The 18,949-nt window shown below is 71.0% G+C and carries 16 protein-coding genes and 1 pseudogene; 7 read left to right on the forward strand and 10 right to left on the reverse strand.

What is annotated here, in order from left to right; translation table 11 throughout:
• Positions 1-59 precede the first annotated feature (59 nt).
• Positions 60-518, forward strand: a complete 459-nt coding sequence (locus KHP12_RS01450) for a MarR family winged helix-turn-helix transcriptional regulator (RefSeq protein ID WP_086884789.1) — start codon at positions 60-62, stop codon at positions 516-518.
• A gap of 140 nt (positions 519-658) precedes the next feature.
• Here KHP12_RS01450 and KHP12_RS52225 read toward each other — a convergent pair.
• From KHP12_RS52225 to fae, 6 genes and pseudogenes are all read right to left on the reverse strand, one after another.
• A pseudogene (locus tag KHP12_RS52225) lies at positions 659-808 on the reverse strand (sigma factor-like helix-turn-helix DNA-binding protein); the annotation flags it as partial.
• 74 nt (positions 809-882) lie between these two features.
• Positions 883-2,052, reverse strand: coding sequence for an iron-containing alcohol dehydrogenase family protein (locus KHP12_RS01460; RefSeq protein ID WP_086884784.1), 1,170 nt, complete (start codon positions 2,050-2,052; stop codon positions 883-885).
• Between the two features lie 46 nt (positions 2,053-2,098).
• Positions 2,099-3,034 (reverse strand): NAD(P)-dependent oxidoreductase, encoded by a 936-nt coding sequence (locus tag KHP12_RS01465; RefSeq protein ID WP_211831269.1) that lies wholly within the window; start codon positions 3,032-3,034, stop codon positions 2,099-2,101.
• 76 nt (positions 3,035-3,110) lie between these two features.
• Positions 3,111-4,631, reverse strand: a complete 1,521-nt coding sequence (locus KHP12_RS01470; RefSeq protein ID WP_211831270.1) for an aldehyde dehydrogenase — start codon at positions 4,629-4,631, stop codon at positions 3,111-3,113.
• Complete coding sequence (locus tag KHP12_RS01475) at positions 4,628-5,740, reverse strand: mandelate racemase/muconate lactonizing enzyme family protein (RefSeq protein ID WP_086884786.1); 1,113 nt, start codon at positions 5,738-5,740, stop codon at positions 4,628-4,630. Before KHP12_RS01475 ends, KHP12_RS01470 begins: the two co-directional genes overlap by 4 nt.
• Complete coding sequence (fae, locus tag KHP12_RS01480; RefSeq protein WP_020865781.1) at positions 5,737-6,276, reverse strand: formaldehyde-activating enzyme; 540 nt, start codon at positions 6,274-6,276, stop codon at positions 5,737-5,739. The genes KHP12_RS01475 and fae overlap by 4 nt, the downstream gene beginning before the upstream one ends.
• 201 nt (positions 6,277-6,477) lie before the next feature.
• Here fae and KHP12_RS01485 point away from each other — a divergent pair, with 201 nt between their 5' ends.
• The 3 genes from KHP12_RS01485 to KHP12_RS01495 all read left to right on the forward strand — a co-directional run bounded on the left by KHP12_RS01485 (position 6,478) and on the right by KHP12_RS01495 (position 10,432).
• Positions 6,478-7,359 carry an IclR family transcriptional regulator gene (locus tag KHP12_RS01485; RefSeq protein ID WP_244203246.1) on the forward strand — a complete coding sequence of 294 codons (882 nt, stop codon included), beginning with the start codon at positions 6,478-6,480 and terminating at the stop codon, positions 7,357-7,359.
• Positions 7,360-7,534: 175 nt separating this feature from the next.
• Positions 7,535-9,013, forward strand: a complete 1,479-nt coding sequence (locus KHP12_RS01490; RefSeq protein WP_211831271.1) for an NAD-dependent succinate-semialdehyde dehydrogenase — start codon at positions 7,535-7,537, stop codon at positions 9,011-9,013.
• A 54-nt stretch (positions 9,014-9,067) separates the two neighbouring features.
• Positions 9,068-10,432 (forward strand): MFS transporter, encoded by a 1,365-nt coding sequence (locus KHP12_RS01495; protein WP_211831272.1) that lies wholly within the window; start codon positions 9,068-9,070, stop codon positions 10,430-10,432.
• 365 nt (positions 10,433-10,797) lie between these two features.
• Here KHP12_RS01495 and KHP12_RS53140 read toward each other — a convergent pair whose 3' ends face one another.
• From KHP12_RS53140 to KHP12_RS01515, 4 genes are all read right to left on the reverse strand, one after another.
• Positions 10,798-11,055 (reverse strand): type 1 glutamine amidotransferase family protein, encoded by a 258-nt coding sequence (locus KHP12_RS53140; RefSeq protein WP_211831273.1) that lies wholly within the window; start codon positions 11,053-11,055, stop codon positions 10,798-10,800.
• 69 nt (positions 11,056-11,124) lie between these two features.
• Positions 11,125-12,123, reverse strand: a complete 999-nt coding sequence (speB, locus tag KHP12_RS01505) for an agmatinase (protein WP_246643083.1) — start codon at positions 12,121-12,123, stop codon at positions 11,125-11,127.
• A gap of 274 nt (positions 12,124-12,397) precedes the next feature.
• Positions 12,398-13,243 carry an IclR family transcriptional regulator gene (locus tag KHP12_RS01510; protein WP_086885459.1) on the reverse strand — a complete coding sequence of 282 codons (846 nt, stop codon included), beginning with the start codon at positions 13,241-13,243 and terminating at the stop codon, positions 12,398-12,400.
• A 183-nt stretch (positions 13,244-13,426) separates the two neighbouring features.
• Entirely contained in the window at positions 13,427-14,182 is a 756-nt protein-coding gene (locus KHP12_RS01515) for a TetR/AcrR family transcriptional regulator (protein ID WP_086885476.1), read from the reverse strand.
• Between the two features lie 90 nt (positions 14,183-14,272).
• Here KHP12_RS01515 and KHP12_RS01520 point away from each other — a divergent pair, with 90 nt between their 5' ends.
• The 3 genes from KHP12_RS01520 (at position 14,273) to KHP12_RS01530 (ending at position 18,917) form a co-directional block, all read left to right on the forward strand.
• Positions 14,273-15,403, forward strand: coding sequence for an FAD-dependent oxidoreductase (locus KHP12_RS01520; RefSeq protein WP_211831274.1), 1,131 nt, complete (start codon positions 14,273-14,275; stop codon positions 15,401-15,403).
• A gap of 90 nt (positions 15,404-15,493) precedes the next feature.
• Positions 15,494-16,867, forward strand: a complete 1,374-nt coding sequence (locus KHP12_RS01525; RefSeq protein ID WP_211831275.1) for an MFS transporter — start codon at positions 15,494-15,496, stop codon at positions 16,865-16,867.
• A 163-nt stretch (positions 16,868-17,030) separates the two neighbouring features.
• Positions 17,031-18,917: a LamG-like jellyroll fold domain-containing protein gene (locus tag KHP12_RS01530; protein ID WP_211831276.1), complete on the forward strand. Its 1,887-nt coding sequence runs from the start codon at positions 17,031-17,033 to the stop codon at positions 18,915-18,917.
• Positions 18,918-18,949: the final 32 nt, after the last annotated feature.

The raw sequence follows: 18,949 nt of genomic DNA on the forward strand, positions 1-18,949 counted from the left end.
GAACTTCTACGGTCGATCCCATCGTCAATCGAGTTCACACAATGACGGAGGGACCGGCCGTGGAGTACTCCCACAGCGACGCCGAACTGATCAAGCAGCCCATCGGATACTGGAGTTGGGCGGCCTACAAGGCCGTGGTCAGCCGCATCCAGGCCGCTCTCGCCGGGATCGACGTCACCCAGCCACAGTGGTGGGTCATCGCGCAGGTCGCACGCGCCGAAACCGTCAAGACCCGCGGCGAGGTGTCCGGCCTCCTCCGCAACTATCTCGACGCCGGTCCGGAGGTCATGGAGGCGGAGATCGACCGGGCCATCGCCCTGGGCTGGATCACCGAGGACGCCGAGGGACGCCTGCGCATCACGGAGGAGGGCCGGGCCCTGTACGACAAGGCCGCGGCCCTCCAGGACGAGCTGTGGGCGGAGCGGCACGCGGGCATCTCCGACGAGGAGTACCTGACGACCATGAAGGTGTTGCAGCGCTTCATCCACAACACGGGTGGACACGCCTGGCACCACTAGGTGGTGTCCGACGGATCTTGCCGCCTGCGGCGGGCTGCTCCCCTCCCTGCCCCTGCCACGCGGCGGAGCCGCATAGCGTCAGGTGTCGGGAAGGGGCGGGGAGGGGGAAGATCCGCCGGACACCCGGTAGCGCGCTCCGCGTGGTCACGGGTGTTCCGGGCGGCGGTTCTCACCGCCCGGAACACCCACGACACCGGAGTGGCCGCGGACTTCCCGAGGGCCTCGGCGATCTCTCCGTACGGCAGGTCGAAGACCTCGCGCAGTACGAACACCGCCCGCTCGGCCGACCCTGCGCCCGGATCGTCAGGGGCACGATCCAGGCGCGCGCGGTCAGTACGGGCCGCTGATCAGTACGCGGTGGCGATCAGTATGTGGTGGTGAGGATGTTCAGGACCTGCGTCTCATCAGGCGACAGCGGATTGTTCTTCGTCACCGCGTCCGCCACCGCCCCGGCGGCGATGGAGGGCAGCATGGCGCGGTCGGCGCCGAGCGTCCTCAGGGGGCGCTTCACCTCGACGGCGCCCGCGATCTCGCGCACCCCGTCGATGGCGGCCCGTGCCCAGTCCCCGTCGGCGGGCGGGGTGAGGCGCATGGCCCGTGCCACCTGTTCATAGGCGCCCTGTGCGGCGGGAGCGTTGAACTCCATCACCTCCTCGAGAACGGCGGCGAGGGCGATGCCGTGCGGCGTGCCGGTGTGCGCGGTCAGCACATGGCCGATGCCGTGGACGAGCCCGAGCCCGGAGAGGGTGAGTGCCTGGCCCGCGAGATGCGCTCCCAGCATCAGTTCGGCGCGGGCGTCGAGGTCCGAGCCGTTCCGGTACGCGGCGGGCAGGGCGCGGCTGACCATGGCCACGGCCTGTGTGGCATAGGCGGTGGAGACCGGGTTCGCGCCACGCGAGGCGAGCGACTCGATGCCGTGCACGAGGGCGTCGATACCGGTGGCGGCGGTGGCGGGCGCGGGCAGGCCCAGGGTGAGCTCCGGGTCGAGCAGCGCGACGCGCGGCTTCACCGAAGGGTGGCCGATGTACACCTTGCGGCAGGCGGCGGTGGACTCGATGACCCCGAAGCCGTTGGTCTCGGCGCCGGTGCCGGAGGTGGTGGGGATCGCGACGAGCGGTAGCCCGTCGCCCGCCTCCCAGAGGTCGTCGGCGTCGGCGGCCGCGGCGTTCGGGTTGCCGACCAGCAGGGCGATGCCCTTCGCCGCGTCGAGTACCGAGCCACCGCCGAGGGCGACGACGGCGGCGGTGCCGAACGTACGGGCCCGTGCGGCACCCGCGTCGACGTTGGCGGTGGACGGGTTGGGCGCCACTTCGTCGTAGACGGCGTACTCCAGCCCGGCGGCTTCGAGGGCCTTGAGGACCGGCTCGAGGACGCCCGCGGCGCGCAGGCCGCGGTCGGTGACGACGAAGGCGCGATCGTGGCCGGTTGCCGCGATCAGGGCGGGGAGCCGGCCGATGCGGCCGGGGCCGAATTCGATGCGGCAGGTGGGGTCGATGCTCAGCGGTGTGGGTCCGCCGGGCCCGGAAGAGGTCATGGGTGCGGCTCCTGACGTCGTGGGGCGGGGTGGCGTTCGCTCGTCGTCAGACCACGACGGTGGCGTCCACCGGCGCGGTGGCCTGGAGGGCCAGCCGGAACTCCTGCCCGGCGAGGGCCTCGTAGAGGCGGACGGGGCTCATCTCGCCCGCGAGATCGCCGTGCTCGGTCCTGGAGCGGCGGAAGATCTGCTCGACCACCGCCGACAGTTCGGTGGGCACGCCCAGGTCGCGGCCGAGGTCGATGGCGAGGCCGAGGTCCTTGCAGGCGAGGACCATGGCGAAGGAGTCGTCGTAGTCGCCGTCGGTGAGGATGCGGATGAAGTCGTGCTCCAGGAAGTAGGACGCGGCGGAGCTCTTGAGCAGGGAATCACGCAGCAGACCGAGGTCGACGCCCGCCTTGGCGCCCATCGCGAACACCTCCGAGGTGGCCACGAGCTTGCTGAACCACAGCAGGTTGAGCAGCAGCTTGACCGTGTAACCGGCGCCGAGCGGGCCGACGTGCAGGATGCGCTGCGGGTCGCCCATCGCCTCCAGCGCGGGCAGCGCGGCCCGGAAGTCGTCCTCGGCACCGCCGACGAAGATTTGCAGGGTGCCGGAGTCGGCGCCGTGCGACATCCCGCAGACGGGCGCGTCGAGCCGGCGCACCTTCCGGGCGTCCAGCACCTCGGCGGCGATCCGCTCGGCGGCCGCCGGGGTCGAGGTCGACATGTCGATCCACAGGGCCCCCGGCGCCAGGGCCGCGGCGGCGCCACCGCGAAGCAGCACGTCCTCGACGACACGCGGGGTCGGCAGACTGGTGATCAGGAGTTCCACGCCGTCCGCGCACGCGGCGGGCGTGTCGGCCCATCCGGCGCCGAGCGCGAGATGCTCCGCGGCGGACTCGGGGCGGATGTCGTGCACGGTGACCTGGTGACCCGCCTGGATCAGGTGGCGGGCCATGTGGCGGCCCATGTTGCCCAGGCCGATGAATGCGATCCTCATCGTTGTCCTCGCTGTGGTGAGAAGAGAAAGTAAGGGGAGACGGGCGTGGTGGGGGTGGCCGTGAACCGGGCCCGGTTCAGGCCAGGTTGACCCAGGTGGTCTTCAGCGCGGTGTACGCGTCCAGCGCGTGCAGGGACTTGTCACGGCCCGCGCCGGTGGCCTTGAAGCCGCCGAACGGGGTGATGACATCGCTGGCGTCGAAGGTGTTGATCCAGACCGTCCCGGCCCGCAGCCGCTTGGCGGCGCGGTGGGCGACGGCCACGTCACGGGTCCAGACGGAGGCGACGAGCCCGTAGTCGCTCTCGTTGGCCAGCCGGATCCCCTCGTCGGCGTCGCCGTCGTAGGACACGATGGCCAGGACCGGGCCGAAGATCTCCCGCTGGGCGACGGCGGAGGTGTTCACCACTCCGTCCAGGACGGTCGGTTCGACATAGCTGCCGCCCGACTCGGTGAGGGTGCGCCCACCGCCGAACACCACGGTCGCCCCGTCCGCCACGCCACGCTCGATATGGCCGAGGACCGAGGCCAGCTGGTTCTCGTCGACCAGGGGGCCCATGACGCTGGCCGGGTCGAGCGGGTCGCCCATCCGGAAGGTGTCCTCGGTGATGCGGCGCACGGCGTCCAGGAGCCGGTCCTTGACGGAGGCGTGGACCACGACGCGGGAACCGGCGTTGCAGGTCTGCCCGGCGTTGTAGAAGATGCCCCATGCCACGGCCGACGCGGCGGCCTCGATATCGGCGTCCGCCAGCACGAGCTGGGGCGACTTGCCACCCGCCTCGACGGCCACCTGCTTGCCGTTGGACTCGCCCGCGTACACCTGGAAGAGCCGGGCCACCTCCACCGAGCCGGTGAAGGCGATCTTGTCGACCTCCGGGTGGCGGCCCAGCGCCTGTCCGGCGACCTCGCCACGTCCGGGGACGACGTTGAACACCCCGTCCGGCAGCCCCGCCTCGGTGGCGAGGGCGGCCAGCCGCAGGGCGGCCAGGGACGTCTGCTCGGCGGGCTTGAGCACGACGCTGTTGCCGGTGGCCAGGGCCGGGCCCAGCTTCCAACTGGCGATGAGCAGTGCGTAGTTCCACGGGATGACCGCGCCGACGACACCCAGGGGCTCCCGGGTGATCAGGGCGAGCGCGTCCCCGGGGGTCGGCGCCACCTCGGCGTAGGTCTTGTCGATGGCCTCGGCGTACCAGGCGATGGTCTCGGCGGCCTTGTCCACGTCGATCCGCACGGACTCGGTGATGGGCTTGCCCATCTCCAGGGTGTCGAGGAGGGCCAGCTCCGCCGCGTGTCCCCGGATCAGGTCGGCCCAGCGCAGCAGGACGCGCTTGCGCTCCTTGGGCGGGAGGTCACGCCAGCGTCCGTCCTCGAAGGCGGCGCGCGCGGCGCGTACGGCACGGTCCACGTCCTCGGCGCCGGCCGCCTGCACCTTGGCGAGCACCGCGCCGTCGCGCGGCGAGTGGCTGGTGAAGGTGTCGCCGGAGAGCGCGTCGGTGAAGTGGCCGTCGATGAACGGCCTCGTCTCGAAGGTCAGTTGGTCGGCCGCGGCCAGCCACTGGTCGTGCGTGCGGGAGAGCAGGGTGTCGATGCCGTGCGTCATGTGATCCTCCACCGGTCGATCGCGTCTTCGTCCAGCTCGATGCCGAGGCCCGGCCTCGCGGGCACCTCGAGGTCGCCGTCGCCGCCCACCCGCACCGGGTCGGCGAGCATGAAGTCCCGGCGCTCGGGGGTCCACCCGGGCGGGTCGTAGGGGAACTCGAAGTACGGGCCGCCGCCGACTCCCGCCGCCACGTGCAGATTGGCGAGCACACCGATGCCGTTGGTCCAGCTGTGCGGGGTGAAGTGGCGGTGCTTGAGCTGTGCCAGTTCCGCCAGGGTGCGGGCGCGGTGCATGCCGATCGCGAGCACCACGTCCATCTGGTAGATGTCGAGGGCGTCCTCTTCGAGGTAGCGCAGCAGCTCGGTGGGGGAGTGGTGCATCTCGCCCGCGGCGATCCGCACCCCCGGGTTCTCGGCCCGCAGGCGCTTGAAGCCCGCCACGTCGCAGTAGGGCAGCGGCTCCTCGACCCAGAACACATCGAGTTCGGCCAGCCGCGCGATGGTCTTGCGGGTCCGGGCGAGGTCGGTGGCGCCCGCGGTGTCGCCCGCCATGCGCCACGACTGGTTCAGATCCACCATGATCTCGAAGTCCGCGCCCAGCTCCTCGCGCACCGCGCGGACCGCGGCGATCCCCTCGTCCACCCGGTTGCGGTCGATGCGGATCTTCATCGCGCGGAAGCCCGCCTCGCGGACCTTCAGCGCGGTGGCCACGCGCTCCTCGGGCGACTTGAGCTCACCGCAGGAGGCGTAGGCGGGCAGCTTCTTGGCCGCGTTGCCGAACAGCTCCGCCACCGGGCGGCCGTGGACCTTGCCGATGATGTCCCACAGCGCCGCCTCCAGCGGCCAGTAGTGGGCGCCGTGGAAGTTCGCGGTCTCGATGGCCTTGACATGCCGGGTGATGTCGAGCGGGTCCTCGCCGACGAAGAGGTGCTTGTAGGTGTCGAAACCGTCCATCAGGTCACCGGAGCCGATGCCGGTGATCCCCTCGTCGGTGTGGACGCGGACGATCGTGGCGTCGAAGTGGCGCCGCGGCTCGGGGTCCCAGGCGGCCCGGAACGGCGGGTCCAGCTCCAGCCGCAGCCGGTCCAGGGTGATGTCCGTGATCTTCATCGGGCGAGCGCCTCGGAGGTGGGGGCGTAGAACGGGTTGGCCGGGCCTTCCTCGGCGGTCGCGAGGACATCGGCCACGGTCGGGGTGGCGTTCACCGCGGCCCGCACCGCGCCGTACGCGGCGGAGCGCTGGTTGCGGAAGGACACATCCAGGTCGTCGACCGCCGGGTTCACCCAGATCGCGGCGATGATCAGCAAGTCGTCGGCCTCCTCGGCGGGCAGCAGACCGTCCCGGACCGCGTCCGTGACGCCCTGCGCCAGACCGGCCTGGGCGGAGCCCCACGTGGCGCGCTGGTGCAGCTCACCGTCGGCGGCGGCCTTCGTCACGAACAGCGTCAGCGGCTTCACCGGGACGGAGGGCCGCACGATCGTCAGGAACGGGACGTGTCCGGCGCTGGGCGTGGCCAGCGCCGTGGCCCAGGCCGTCTCGACGGGTCCGCCCTTGCGTCCGATCACGACGTTCGTGTGCGCGGCGTTGGCACCCTCCCCGACGAAGGACTCGCCGATCAGGGCGGTCGGGGCAAAAGGCGATGGCATGGGATCTCCTGGATCTCCGGGAGCGGGGAATCGGCGGACCGACGGGATGAACCTCGCATTCACCGCAGTTCATCCGGTCCGATGCGGCGAATCTAGAACCGCCGCCACCCCCTCGCAAGGCACCGGCTGGAATCGAAATGCCGGTTGCTCTCCCGACAACCCGGCGGCTGACCTGGGGGTTCCCAGAGGCGCACCCTTAGGATGGCGCGCGTGACCAACCTGCCCCCTCGCGGCACCGACAGCCCCGAGGACCCCGCCGATCCGCACGGCGCGGGCCCCCGACCCGACTCCACCGGCCCCGGAGACACCACCGCCCCGCGCGGCCACGGGCTGCGCCGTGACATCGACCTGCTGGAGGCGCTCGCCTCCGACGAGGCCCAGAACGCCGGCGGACTCGGCGTGGTGCGCCTGGCGCAGCTGGTGGGCCGGGAGAAGACGCAGGTCTCGCGGGCCCTCAAGGCCCTGGCCGCGGCGGGGATCGTGGAGCGGGACCCGGACACCCTGGAGTACCGGCTGGGCTGGCGGCTCTTCTCGCTGGTCGCGCGGACCTCGCAGAACCGGCTGGTGCGCATGGCCGAGCCGGTGATGCACGCGCTGTCGGCGGACGTGGAGGAGACCAGCCATCTGTGTGTCCTGAGCGACCGCGAGGTGCTCACCCTGCTCTCGGTCTCCGGACACTCCTTCCGCGTCCACGGCTGGGAGGGGCGCGGAGTGCCCGCGTGGCAGACCTCGGCCGGGCGTGTGCTGCTGGCCGATGCCACACCCGATGAGCTGTACGTCCGCTTCGGCACCACCTCGACGCCGCCGATTCCCGAGCTGTGGGCGCTGATCCAGCAGGCGTCGCGCCAGGGGTACGCGAGGGTCAGCGAGGAGTTCGAGGCCGGTCTGGTCGGAGTCTCGGCGCCCGTGCGCGACTTCCGGGGACGGGTCGTGGCGGCGATCAACATCTCGGCGCCCAAGTCCCGGCTCGGCGACCGCCTGGACCAGGCGGGCCGCACCACCGCCAAGGCGGCCGCACGCGTCTCCGCGCTGCTGGGCTGGGAGCCGCGGCACACCCCGTTCCCCCGGGCACGGCTCACCTGAGGACGTCCGGGCCGGGTGGCCGCCCCGCCCGTCCCCTCCCCTTCGTGTGCGGTGAGTTGCCCTGACAGCAACCACCATTGCGATCCGAGAAGTGGCCTTGTCGGCCGTATGACGCGCTCGTAAATTCACCGCGAACCGGACCAGCCCTCGTTCGGAACGGAGAAAAGAGCAGCTCATGAACCTCCCCGGCATAGAAACCCTCGTCAAGGCGCCGTTCGCCGAAGGCGATGTGTTCATCGCCGGCCGCTGGTGCGCGGCCGAGGACGGACGGACGTTTCCCGTGCATGACCCGGCCACCGCGGAGCCGATCCGCGAGGTGTCCGCGGCGGGTCCGGGCGACGCCGTGGCGGCGGTCGACGCGGCCCAGGAGGCCGCCGCCGGATGGCGGGCGACGCCACCGCGCCGTCGCTCGGAGGTGCTGCACACCGCCTTCGCCCTGATGCGCGAACACACCGACACCCTCGCCCGCCTGATCGTCCTGGAAAACGGCAAGGCGTACCGGGACGCGGTGGCCGAGGTCGGTTACGCGGCGGAGTTCTTCCGCTGGTTCGCCGAGGAGGCGGTGCGGATCGGCTCCTCGTTCGGCGACGCACCCGGTGGCGGCTTCCGGCACGTCGTACGCAGGCACCCGGTGGGCGTCACCGCCTTCGTCACCCCGTGGAACTTCCCGGCCGCGATGGCCACCCGGAAGATCGCCCCGGCGCTCGCCGCCGGCTGCCCGGTGCTCCTCAAACCGGCCCCCGACACCCCGCTCACCGCCCTCGCGATCGCCGCCCTGCTGAGCGAGGCGGGCCTGCCCGACGGGCTGCTGAACGTGCTGCCCACCGACCGCGCACCCGAGGTGGTCTCGGTCTGGCTCCGCGACGAGCGGGTCCGCAAGTTCTCCTTCACCGGCTCCACCGCCACCGGCCGGAAACTCCTGGCGCAGGCGGCGGCGAACGTCGTCAACGTGACCATGGAACTGGGCGGCAACGCCCCCTTCATCGTCTGCGAGGACGCCGACGTCGACGCCGCGGTGCGCGGTGCGATGGACGCCAAGATGCGGGGCGGTGGCGAGGTCTGCATCGCCGCCAACCGGTTCTACGTCCATCAGTCCGTGGCCGCCGAGTTCACCGAGAAGTTCGCGGCGGCCATGACCGCGGTACGCGCCGGAGCGGGACTGGAGGAGGGCGTCACCCTCGGCCCCATGATCAACCGGACCGCCGTGGAGTCCATCCGGTCCCTGGTCGACGACGCGGTCGGGCGTGGCGCGAAGGTCGCCGCGCGGGGCGGCGTGCCCGAGGGCCCCGGCTGCTACCACCCGGCGACCGTCCTGGTGGACGTCCCCGACGACGCCCGGATCATGAACGAGGAGGTCTTCGGGCCGGTCGCGCCCCTCGCCACCTTCGCCGACGAGGACGAGCTGGTGGCCCGCGCCAACGCGACGGTGCACGGTCTCGCCTCGTACATCTACTCGCGCGACGTGGCCCGGGCCCTGCGCATCTCCGAACGTCTGGAGAGCGGCATGGTCGGCCTCAACCGTGGCCTGCTCTCCGACCCGGCAGCGCCCTTCGGCGGCGTCAAGCAGTCGGGTCTGGGCCGGGAGGGCGGCCGCGAGGGCATCGAGGCGTTCCTGGAGACGCAGTACATCGCCCTCGACTGGCCGACCGGCTGACTTCCCCTCCCCGCCACCGCTTCCCCTCTCCCCGCCCCCAGTAAGGACCCGCGCATGGCAACGACGCCTGTGACCGAGCACAACGAGCCCAGCACACCGCCGGGCGCACCCGCCACCGAACGCGAACGGAAGCGGCTGCACACCAAGCTGAAGCTGGCCACCCAGATCGGCCAGGGCATCGACGGCTACATCATCGGCGGCATCGGCCTGGCGATGGGGGCGATCACCGACGACCTCCATCTGACCTCCGTGGAACAGGGGCTGGTCGGTGCCGCACCACTGATCGGCATCTTCGTCGGAGGGCCGCTCTTCGGCCGGCTGGCCGACCGGTTCGGACGCCGGCCGGTGTTCCTCATCGACATGCTCATCTTCCTGGTCGGCTCGGTGCTCCAGTTCTTCGTCGCGGACGGCACACAGCTCTTCCTCATCCGGATGGTGATGGGGGTGGCGATCGGCGGCGAGTACGCGATCGGCGCGCCGCTGCTGTCGGAGTACGCGGGCCGGCGTGGCCGCGGGCGGCTGCTGGCGAGCCTGGAGATCAGCTGGTACCTGGGGTACGCGCTGGCCACGGTCGTGGGGGCGTTGTTCACCTCCGTCGACGGCGGCTGGCGCTGGTCCCTGGCGAGCAGTGCGGTGATCGCGCTGGTGTGTGTGACCCTGCGCGGTGGCATCCCGGAATCCGCGCGCTGGCTGCTGAGCCAGGGGCGCCGGGACGAGGCGGAGGCGCTGATCGAGAAGTACGGCATCGAGGTGGATGTCGCCGCGGAACTCGACGAGCGCGACGAAGTGCGGCGGGACGGGTTCCGCGCGCTCTTCAGCCGACAGCACATCCGCTCCACGGTGTTCGCCAGCGTCTTCTGGGCCGCCCTCGTGCTGCCGTACTTCGCCATCGGCACCTTCTGGACGGATGTCTTCGAGGCTCTGCACATGGGGGACAACGCGGTGGCGGCGCTGCTCGTCTACTCCTTCACCGCCGTGGCCGGTGTCACCGCGGGATGCCTGGTCGTGGAGCGGATCGGCCGCCGCAGGCTGCTGATCCCGCCGTTCTGGATCACGGCCGGGTGTCTGGCCCTGGTGGCGGTGTGGCCGTCCTCCACCCCCGTCATCGTCACCGGCTTCCTGTTCTTCATCTTCCTCAACGCCGCCTCCTCCGCGCTGACCGCGGTCTATCCGCTGGAGGTGTTCCCCACGTCCCTGCGCACCACGGGCGTCGGCTTCGCCACGGCCATGAGCCGGGTGGGTGCCGCGATCGGTACGTTCCTGCTGCCGATGGGGCTCGACCACTTCGGAGCGGAGTTCGTGCTCCTGGTCGGCGCCGGAGTGCTGGTGGTCGGAGCCGTCGTGTCGCAGTTCCTGGCACCGGAGACCACCGACCTGGACCTGGCTCGCGCGGCGCGCACGGCCCGCGAAGGGGCGTAGCGGCACCTGCCGGGCCCGCCCGGTGTGCGGATCGCGCACACCGGGCGGGCACCCTCAGGGCCGTGCGCCAGGGACTCACCGCGGAGATCTCGAGGGCGCCCCCGTGTGCACTCTGGTGGAGGTGGACCCTCCGCCTCGGGAGGAGCTACGGCGGGGTGGTGCCGGAGGGGCACCGGCCGCGCCGGTGGGGAGTCAGGCGGCAGATATATGCAATGTTTGTCGCTCGGAACGGATTCCTCCGCGCTGATTCGTGCCACACTGAACGTAGGCCCTCGCCGTTCCCCCGTCGGTGAGGGCCGTTTGCTTTGGGCCCCGTGGCCCCGTGGACCCCCGTCGGCCCCGTCGGCCCCGCCCGTCGACGTCCGTCAGCGCGTCCGGTCGCCGAGAGTGCTGCGGAAGCGGGCGCGGTAGACCGACGGTGAGACTCCGACCGATGTGGCCCCATGGCCGTCCCGGACGAAGACGGGATGGCCGTCCACCCGCACCTGCGGGTAGGCGGCGGCCAGTTGTGACGCCAGTTCCCAGTGCGTGGCGGCACGGCGGCCGTCCAGGACGCCGGCCGCCCCTTCTGCCCGGGACCAGCAGGGTGCCCAGGCGCTGCGGCAGTGTGCCAGGCGCGCCATCCGCGCTGATCACAGTCGTCAGGAAACGCCATGCCGGTCCCCTGAGGGATGCGACGGGAGCTCGCGTGCTTACGACGGCTTGTTCTCCTCCACCCAGCGGAAGAAGGCGATCTGCCGGGACATGAGGGTGATCAGCTCATACGCGGTGTGCGAGGCGGCCACCGAGGTGATCTCGGCGTGGTCGTACGCCGGGGCGACCTCGACCAGGTCGGCGGAGACCAGATAGCAATCGGCGAGCCCGCGCACGATCTCCAGCAGTTCCCGCGAGGTGAGGCCGCCCGCCTCGGGGGTGCCGGTGCCGGGGGCGTGTGCGGGATCCAGGACGTCGATGTCCACGGAGATGTACAGCGGCCGTTTTCCGATGCGCTCCTTGAGTTGCTGCACCACCTCGTCCACCCCGCGTCGCATCACATCGGCCGCGGTGACGATCCCGAAGCCCAGCTTGGTGTCCTCGTCGAGGTCCTCCTTGCTGTACAGCGAGCCGCGGGTGCCGACGTGGGAGAGCGCGGAGGTGTCGAGGAGGCTCTCCTCGACCGCGCGGCGGAACGGAGTCCCATGGGTGTACTGGGCGCCGAAGTGGGAGTCCCAGGTGTCCAGGTGCGCGTCGAAGTGCAGCAGTGCCACCGGGCCGTGGCGGCGGGCCACCGAGCGCAGGAGTGGGAGCGCGATGGTGTGGTCGCCGCCCAGGGTCATCAGTTGCGCGCCCGTGGACAGCAGAGCGTCCGTGCCCGCCTCGATGCTCTCGACGGCCATGTCGATGTTGTGCGGATTGGCGGTGATGTCACCGGCGTCGGCGACCTGGGCGTAATGAAACGGGTACACGTCCATGGCCGGGTTGTAGGGGCGCAGCTGGCGCGACGCCTCCCGGACGGCGTTCGCCCCGAAGCGGGCCCCGGGCCGGTAGGAGACACCGGCGTCGAACGGCACCCCGACCACGGCGATGTCCGCGGTGTCGACCTGGTCCAGGCGGGGGATGCGGCCGAAGGTGGCTGGGCCCGTGAAGTGCAGGGTGGCGTCGGTCTCCTGGGGCGGGACGGGCCTGATGGCGTCGGGAGGGTTCGCGGTCATGGTCGGTGCCGGATCCTTCATCTGTGTGGGGGGAGTACATCTGCGTGGGGGAGTGCATCTGTGGGGGGAGTGGAGCTGTGGGGGAGTGCCGGCCCGTGGGAGGCCGTGGTGCGTGGACGATCAGCGAGCTTCCGTGCCCATGACACGTGGCGCATACGCCAGGAGCCAGCCAGACGGTCGGGGTTTCTCGGATCCGAGAAGCCCTTTCCGTGAACGCCTTGGTCAGTGGGCCTTCATCGTTCCGCCATGTGGCGAAGACGTCTGCGACGGCCGCTCACTGTGCGCCGTCCGTTCCGTGGGCGTGGGGTGCGTGGGATGCGTGGGGCGCGTGACCCGCCACCGCCGCCGTCAGCCGTGCCGCACCCTGTTGCAGGATGTCCCGCACATGATCCACTTCATGCCGGTGGTGGTGGCGCCGCCATGTGCTGCTGACGGCCGCTATCGGCCGCTCGTTGTGATCGAACGCCGGCACCCCTATCGACCGGAGCCCCTCGGAGACCAGCTCGACCTCCTCCGACCAGCCGCGCTCACGGTCCCGCGCCAGCAGGCTCCGCAGCTCCGCCAGCGACCGGGGGCCTCTGCCGGTGCGGGTGACGAGATCTCCCGGCCGGGGGAAGACCGCCCGGAGGTGCGCCTCGCCGGAGTGGGCCAGGATCGCACGGCCGTTGGCCGTGAGATGGGCCGGCAGCCGGACACCGACGTCGGTGACGGGAGTGGCATCGGTGTACCCGGAATGGCCCCTCGGCGGCCGCTCCTTGAGGAGGTAGACCGTCTCTGCGCCGTAGAGGATGCCCAGGTGCACCGACTGGCCGAGCAGGTTCGACAGGTTGCGCAGAATGGGGCGGGCGAGTCGCTTCAGGGGCTCGTGCCGCGAGTAGGCGGAGCCGATTTCGAAGGACGACACGCCCAGGCCGTATGCCTGCTCCTCCGGGACATAGGTGACAAACCCGCGATCAACCAGGACCGCGAGGATGTGGTAGAGCGAAGAGCGGGGCATCTCCAGGTCTCTGGCCAGCGCCGATGCCCGAACCGGCCCCGAGCGGCCGGCGAGGTGCAACAGGACATCCAGCGCCCGCCCCACGGCCGGCGAGGCACTTGATGCCGTCCGGCGTTCACTCACGTCTCACATCCTTGTGGTCCCCCGCCGCCACAGGCGGCCGCCCTTTCCGCGTGGCACGACGCAGCCGGCCGGGCAACTGCTGGCCCGTGCACGTACGTTCGTTGGTCGTGTCCGATCGTAGAACCGGGCACCGAAGCCCTCCCACCCGGCCTCCGGGGAGCGCTCATGCCGGGCGATCCGCCGTCAGCTGGACCGGCCGGACCCCTTCAACCGCCTGGGCTGGAGCTGGGTGAGGTTGTCCATGATCAGGCCGAGGGTGAAGTCGAACCGGTCGTGCCCGGTGCCGGAGGTCAGCTCAGCGGCATAGCGTCGGGTCTGCGGAAACGTGTCGGCCGGCAGTGCGGTGAACCGGTGGATCAGCTCCTCGCGGCCAAGGACCCATTCCTGGTCCGGGTGTCTGCGCCGCTGCCGGACCAGCGACTGCTCCAGGGTGTAGGCGCTGACGTAGAGGGATAGGGCGTCGAGCGCCCAGGCGGCGTTCCGCGGTTCGATTCCGCCGGCGAGCAGGATCGCCAGAAGCCCTTCCTTGACCCGCAATGTGGAGAGGTTGGTCGGGACTACGCCCAGCGCGGCGCGGGAGACTCCGGGGTACTTCAGGTACTGGTCGCGGATCTGCGCGTACACGTCGAGGATCTGCTCGCGCCACTCGGCCGGGTCCGGTTCGGGCAGCACGACCTCGGAGCAGAGCCGGCCGATGAGCAGATCGTCGATGTCCTCCTTGCTGACGATGTGCGCGTACAGCGACGACGGCCCGGTGCCGAGCACCGCGGCGACTCGACGGATGGTCAGTGCGTCATAGCCCTCGGTGGCCACGACGTGCAGGGCGGCGTCGGTGATCCGGTCGACCGTGATGGGCTTCTTGCGCGGTGACGCCGCTGAGGGCGCCCCAGCGGGCTGGGCGTGACGAGCTGCTCGGCGTCGCCGGGGATCGGAGGGCATACCGATCACTATAGCTTGACGCGATCTAAGTTCCACGAGTAGATCTTAGATCGTGCAGGCAGAACTAAGTTCGTAAACAGGAGGTGTGTGATGCGAGTTTCCGTGGTCGGGGCCGGTCTGGGAGGTCTGTGTTTGGCGCAGGGTCTGCGTGGTGCCGGGATCGAGGCCGACGTGTACGAGCGGGACCCGGCGATCACCGCGCGGTTCCAGGGCTACCGGCTCGTGCTGAGCCCGATGGGGTTCGAGGCGCTGCGCGGCTGTCTGCCGCCGCGCTGGCACCCGCTGCTGGACGCGATCGTCGGTGACGCCTATGCCGAGCGGCTGATCCTGGACCCGCAGCTGAACCGGATCGGCGAGCTCGGCCCCGGCAGGACCGGGATCGTGATCGACCGGCACGTGCTGCGGCACCTGCTGCTGACCGGACTCACCGTGCGGACCGGGGCCGCGCTGACTGGCTACGACGTGCTGGACGACGGCAAGGTCGAAGCCCGGTTCGCGGACGGCGACCCGGCCACCGCCGACCTGCTCGTCGGGGCGGACGGGGTCGGATCCGCCGTCCGCGCGGTGCTCTCGCCGCGGACCACCGCGACCGACACCGGCGCCCGGTTCGTCATCGGCCGTACGCCGCTGACCGGGCGCTTTGCCACCCTGGAGCCGGCCTTCGGCTCGAAGATCGCCGGAGACGGGGTGAGCCTGATGCTCGGAGCGATGCGATTCCGTACCCCGCCGAAGCAGGCGGCCGAGGAACTGGCACCCGAGGTGACCCTCCCCGATATCCGCGACTACGTGCGCTGGGCCATGCTCCTGCCACCGAACGGCTCGCTCGGCGCCCCGACCGCGCAGGAGGCCGCGCTGTCCCGGATGGAGGGCTGGCATCCGGACCTGCGGGCGCTCATCGAGCAGGCCGACCCGGACAACAGCACCCTGCTCTCCATCCGGGTGGTCGAGCCCCGTGAGCGCTGGGCGCCCGGTCCGGTCACGCTGCTCGGAGACGCCATCCACGCCACCTCCCCGACCGGCGGCAACGGTGCGAACACCGCCCTGCGCGATGCCGACCTGCTGCGCCGCTGCCTGATCGAGGCCGTCGAGCGCCGCCAGGACCTCCTCGGCGCGGTCGGCGACTACGAGCGGCAGATGTTCGAGTACGGGGGCGAGGCCGTGCGCCACAGCCTCGCCGCGCTGCCCGCCTTCGTCTCGCATATGGGTCTTCACCATCAGTGAATGTGAATCTACAGTCAACCTATTGTTTGACTGTATGAATTCATGCATGCTGGCCGTCCAAACGGTGAACGCTCGGTCGGGAGGCACGGCGTGGCAGTGGACACGGAGGCGGCGGACGCGCGGACGGCGGGGGAGCGGGTGGCGGCGCCCGGGTCGGGCTCCGCCTCGACCGAGCCACTCACCGGGTTCCACATCCGGGTGACCGCCACCACCTTCGGGGCGAACTTCTCCGACGGCTACGCCCTCGGTGTGATCGGCGCGGTGCTGCCCGCGCTCGGCGAGACCATGCGTCTGTCCGGCGTCTGGCAGGGCCTGCTCGGCGCGTCCGCCCTGATCGGCCTGTTCTTCGGCAGCATTCTGCTGGGGCGGGTGGCGGATGTGATCGGACGCCAGAAGCTCTACCTCTACAACTTCGTGCTCATCGCGGTCGCCTCCGCCGCCCAGTTCTGGGCGCACAGCCCGCTGGTCCTCTTCCTCCTCCGGCTGGCGATCGGCTTCGGTCTGGGCGCGGACTACGCCGTCGGCCCGACCCTGCTCTCCGAGTTCGTCCCCGGCCGGCTGCGCGGTGTCCTGCTGGGCTCGCTCACCGTGCTGTGGACCGTCGGCTACGTACTGGCCAACATCGCGGGCACGTACATCCCGATCAACGGCACCACCGCGTACTGGCTGCTGGCCAGCGGAGCGGTGCCCGCCCTGCTGGTGCTGCTGCTGCGGATCGGCATCCCCGAATCCCCGAGCTGGCTGGCCGCCCGGGGCCGTGCCGCCGAGGCCGCCCGGATCCGCCGCACCTACCTGGGGCAGTCCGAGGCCACCGCCGCCGACGCGGAGGCCGCGGCCGCCGCGCGGCCGCCCGCGGCCCGCTACCGCGAGCTCTTCGCCCGCGGCCAGGCGACCAAGACCTGGTTCGGTGTCATCTTCTACAGCGCCCAGGTGCTGCCCTACTTCGCCATCTACACCTTCATGCCGCAGATCCTGGCCACCCTGAACATCTCCGGGGCCGACACCCAGAACCTGGTGCTCAACCTGGCCCTGCTGCTGGGCGGGGTGATCGGGCTGTGGCCGGTGCAGCGCCTGGGCCGCAGGCCGTTCACCATCGGCACCTTCGCGATCCTCACGCTGTGTCTGGGGGCGATGGCCGTGCTCAGCGACGGCTCCAGCGCCCTGCTGATGGTCCCCTTCCTGATCTACACCTTCGTCATGGCCGGTGCCTCCACCATCACCCAGGTCTATCCGGCGGAGCTCTTCCCCACCGCGCTGCGCGGCTCCGGGGTCGGCTTCCTCAACGGCACCAGCAGGGTCGCGTCCGCCATCGGCACCTTCGTCCTGCCGGTCAGCCTGAGCCACTTCGGCGCGGGCTGGTCGATGGGATGGATGGCGCTGGTGCTGCTGCTCGGCACGGTCGTCAGCCTGGCCTGGGCGCCGGAAACCCGTGACACCCTCACCGCCGAGGATCTGCACCACTGAGCCGCGTCCGCGGCGCGGTGGTCGCGGACACTTCACACCTCCCGGACACGGAAGCCATTCATGTGCTCTTCCCCGTCCGTTGCCGGACATCTTCCTGTGGCCGGGTTTCCGGGCTCCATAACGTGCGCTCCATCCCTTTCGTCGCACCGTGTGGAGCAGCGCCATGTGCAGTCCCCGTCAGACCAGCGAGCCGCGGTCCGGAACCGGCCGCCGCACCTTCCTGCGCACCACCGGACTCGTCGGCGCGGGTGTGGCCATGACCGGGCTGGAGGCGGCGCCGACCGCCGCGGCCGCATCGGTCTCCGGGGCCGCGGGTGCCCCCGCCTGGCACCCCGACCCCGACAGCCTCAGATTCACCGTCGCCGTCATGCCGGACACCCAGTACCTCTTCGACGGCGAGAGCATCCACCCGGCGCCGGTGGAGGCGTCCTTCCGCTATCTCCTCCGCCACGCACGCGAGGAGAACATCGTCTTCCTGTCCCACCTCGGCGACCTCACCGAGCACGGGCAGGTCTCCGAACTCGGGCCGATCGACCGGGCCTTCCGGCTCCTGGACGAACGGGGCGCCGCCTACAGCGTGGTGGCCGGAAACCACGACCTCGACTCGTCCACCGACGACCAGCGGGGCCGCACCCCCTACCTGGACACCTTCGGCCCCCGGCGGTACCACTCCTCGCCCTCGTTCCGCGGCGCCGGCCCGGACGGCTACAACACGTACCACACCTTCCGCGCCGCGGGCCGGGAGTGGCTGGTGCTCGCCCTGGACTGGCGCCCTTCCGCGAAGGGCATCGCCTGGGCCCGGGAGGTCATCGCGGGCCACCCCCGAACTCCGGTCATCCTCACCACACACGAGCTGGTCTACGCGGACCACGAGGGCGAGGAGGCGCGGTTCTCCGACCACGGACAGTGGCTGTGGGACGAGCTGATCGCCGACCACGACCAGATATTCCTCACCCTCAACGGCCACTACTGGCCGCCGGCCCGTACCGTCCGCAGGAACAAGGCGGGCCACGATGTCCATCTGCACATCACCAACTACCAGGACCGCTACTACGGCGGCGCCGGGATGATCCGCCTCTACCGGTTCGACCTGGCCCGCCACACCGTCGACGTCCGGACGCTCTCCCCGTGGATCCTGGACCGCGCCGACGAGCACCTGAACGAGCTGGAGCGCGGAGAGATCGAACGCACCAGCTCACAGGACTACTTCAGTGTCCCGATCGACTTCGAGCAGCGCTTCGCCGGATTCGCCCCCACCGCACCGCGGCCGGCCCGGCCCGCCTCGCGGCTGGTGATCCCCGGTACGGTGGCCTACTGGCGCTTCGACCAGGGCGGCCGGGACGGCGCGCCCGTCGAGGACTCCGTCCGGATCACCGACCACTCCGGCTGTGGCAACCACCTCACCAAGGTCGCCGTCCCCGGCAGCCCGGCCGACGCCCTCAGCTGGTCCGATGAGCACCACCCGGACCAGCCGGGACACGGCAGCCTCTCCTTCCACGGCGACAAGTCCCCCCTGCGCGGCGCCTATCTGCGTACGGCCGACGGCGCTCCGCTGAACGGCGCCACCTTCCGCTCCGGCTACACCGTCGAGGCGTTCCTCAAGCTGCCCGCCGACTGGGACGGTGGCCGCAACGCCTGGTCGGGACTGCTCGGCCGACGCGGCCCCAGCGGCCAAGCCGGAAAGACCGGCGGGGACATGGAGGAGCCGGTGGTCACCCTCTCGCTGTCCGACGGCCATGGGCTCCAGTGGGCCGTTTATCCGCTGAACGAGGACGGCGCGGTCACCAACTGGAGCCATGAGCTGCCGCTGAACACCTGGTGGCACGCGGCCGTGGTGAACGACGGACGACACACCACGATGTATGTGAACGGCTGCCCGGTGGCGCGCAACCCCTCGACCCCGGCCAACGGCCTCACCACCCTCGGGCTGCCCTGGCTGCTGGGCGGCTATGAGTACGGCGGGAAGATCGACCAGATCATGTACGGCTGGATCGGCGACGTCCGCGTCGTGGACCGAGCGCTGCCGGTGGGCGACTTCATGTCCTCCTGACCGAGCGGCACCGGGCCGTCCCGAGGATGCGT

It is taken from the genome of Streptomyces asiaticus, assembly GCF_018138715.1.
GTDB classification, from domain to species: Bacteria; Actinomycetota; Actinomycetes; order Streptomycetales; family Streptomycetaceae; genus Streptomyces; species Streptomyces asiaticus.

What these genes read in the sequence shown, in the direction of transcription:
- KHP12_RS01460 (WP_086884784.1), bottom strand. Translation starts at nt 2,052, where the DNA reads ATGACCTCTTCCGGGCCCGGCGGACCCACACCGCTGAGCATCGACCCC.
- KHP12_RS01465 (WP_211831269.1), bottom strand. Translation starts at nt 3,034, where the DNA reads ATGAGGATCGCATTCATCGGCCTGGGCAACATGGGCCGCCACATGGCC.
- KHP12_RS01470 (WP_211831270.1), bottom strand. Translation starts at nt 4,631, where the DNA reads ATGACGCACGGCATCGACACCCTGCTCTCCCGCACGCACGACCAGTGG.
- KHP12_RS01475 (WP_086884786.1), bottom strand. Translation starts at nt 5,740, where the DNA reads ATGAAGATCACGGACATCACCCTGGACCGGCTGCGGCTGGAGCTGGAC.
- fae (WP_020865781.1), bottom strand. Translation starts at nt 6,276, where the DNA reads ATGCCATCGCCTTTTGCCCCGACCGCCCTGATCGGCGAGTCCTTCGTC.
- KHP12_RS01485 (WP_244203246.1), top strand. Translation starts at nt 6,478, where the DNA reads ATGGCGCGCGTGACCAACCTGCCCCCTCGCGGCACCGACAGCCCCGAG.
- KHP12_RS01490 (WP_211831271.1), top strand. Translation starts at nt 7,535, where the DNA reads ATGAACCTCCCCGGCATAGAAACCCTCGTCAAGGCGCCGTTCGCCGAA.
- KHP12_RS01495 (WP_211831272.1), top strand. Translation starts at nt 9,068, where the DNA reads ATGGCAACGACGCCTGTGACCGAGCACAACGAGCCCAGCACACCGCCG.
- KHP12_RS53140 (WP_211831273.1), bottom strand. Translation starts at nt 11,055, where the DNA reads ATGGCGCGCCTGGCACACTGCCGCAGCGCCTGGGCACCCTGCTGGTCC.
- speB (WP_246643083.1), bottom strand. Translation starts at nt 12,123, where the DNA reads ATGACCGCGAACCCTCCCGACGCCATCAGGCCCGTCCCGCCCCAGGAG.
- KHP12_RS01515 (WP_086885476.1), bottom strand. Translation starts at nt 14,182, where the DNA reads ATGCCCTCCGATCCCCGGCGACGCCGAGCAGCTCGTCACGCCCAGCCC.
- KHP12_RS01520 (WP_211831274.1), top strand. Translation starts at nt 14,273, where the DNA reads ATGCGAGTTTCCGTGGTCGGGGCCGGTCTGGGAGGTCTGTGTTTGGCG.
- KHP12_RS01530 (WP_211831276.1), top strand. Translation starts at nt 17,031, where the DNA reads ATGTGCAGTCCCCGTCAGACCAGCGAGCCGCGGTCCGGAACCGGCCGC.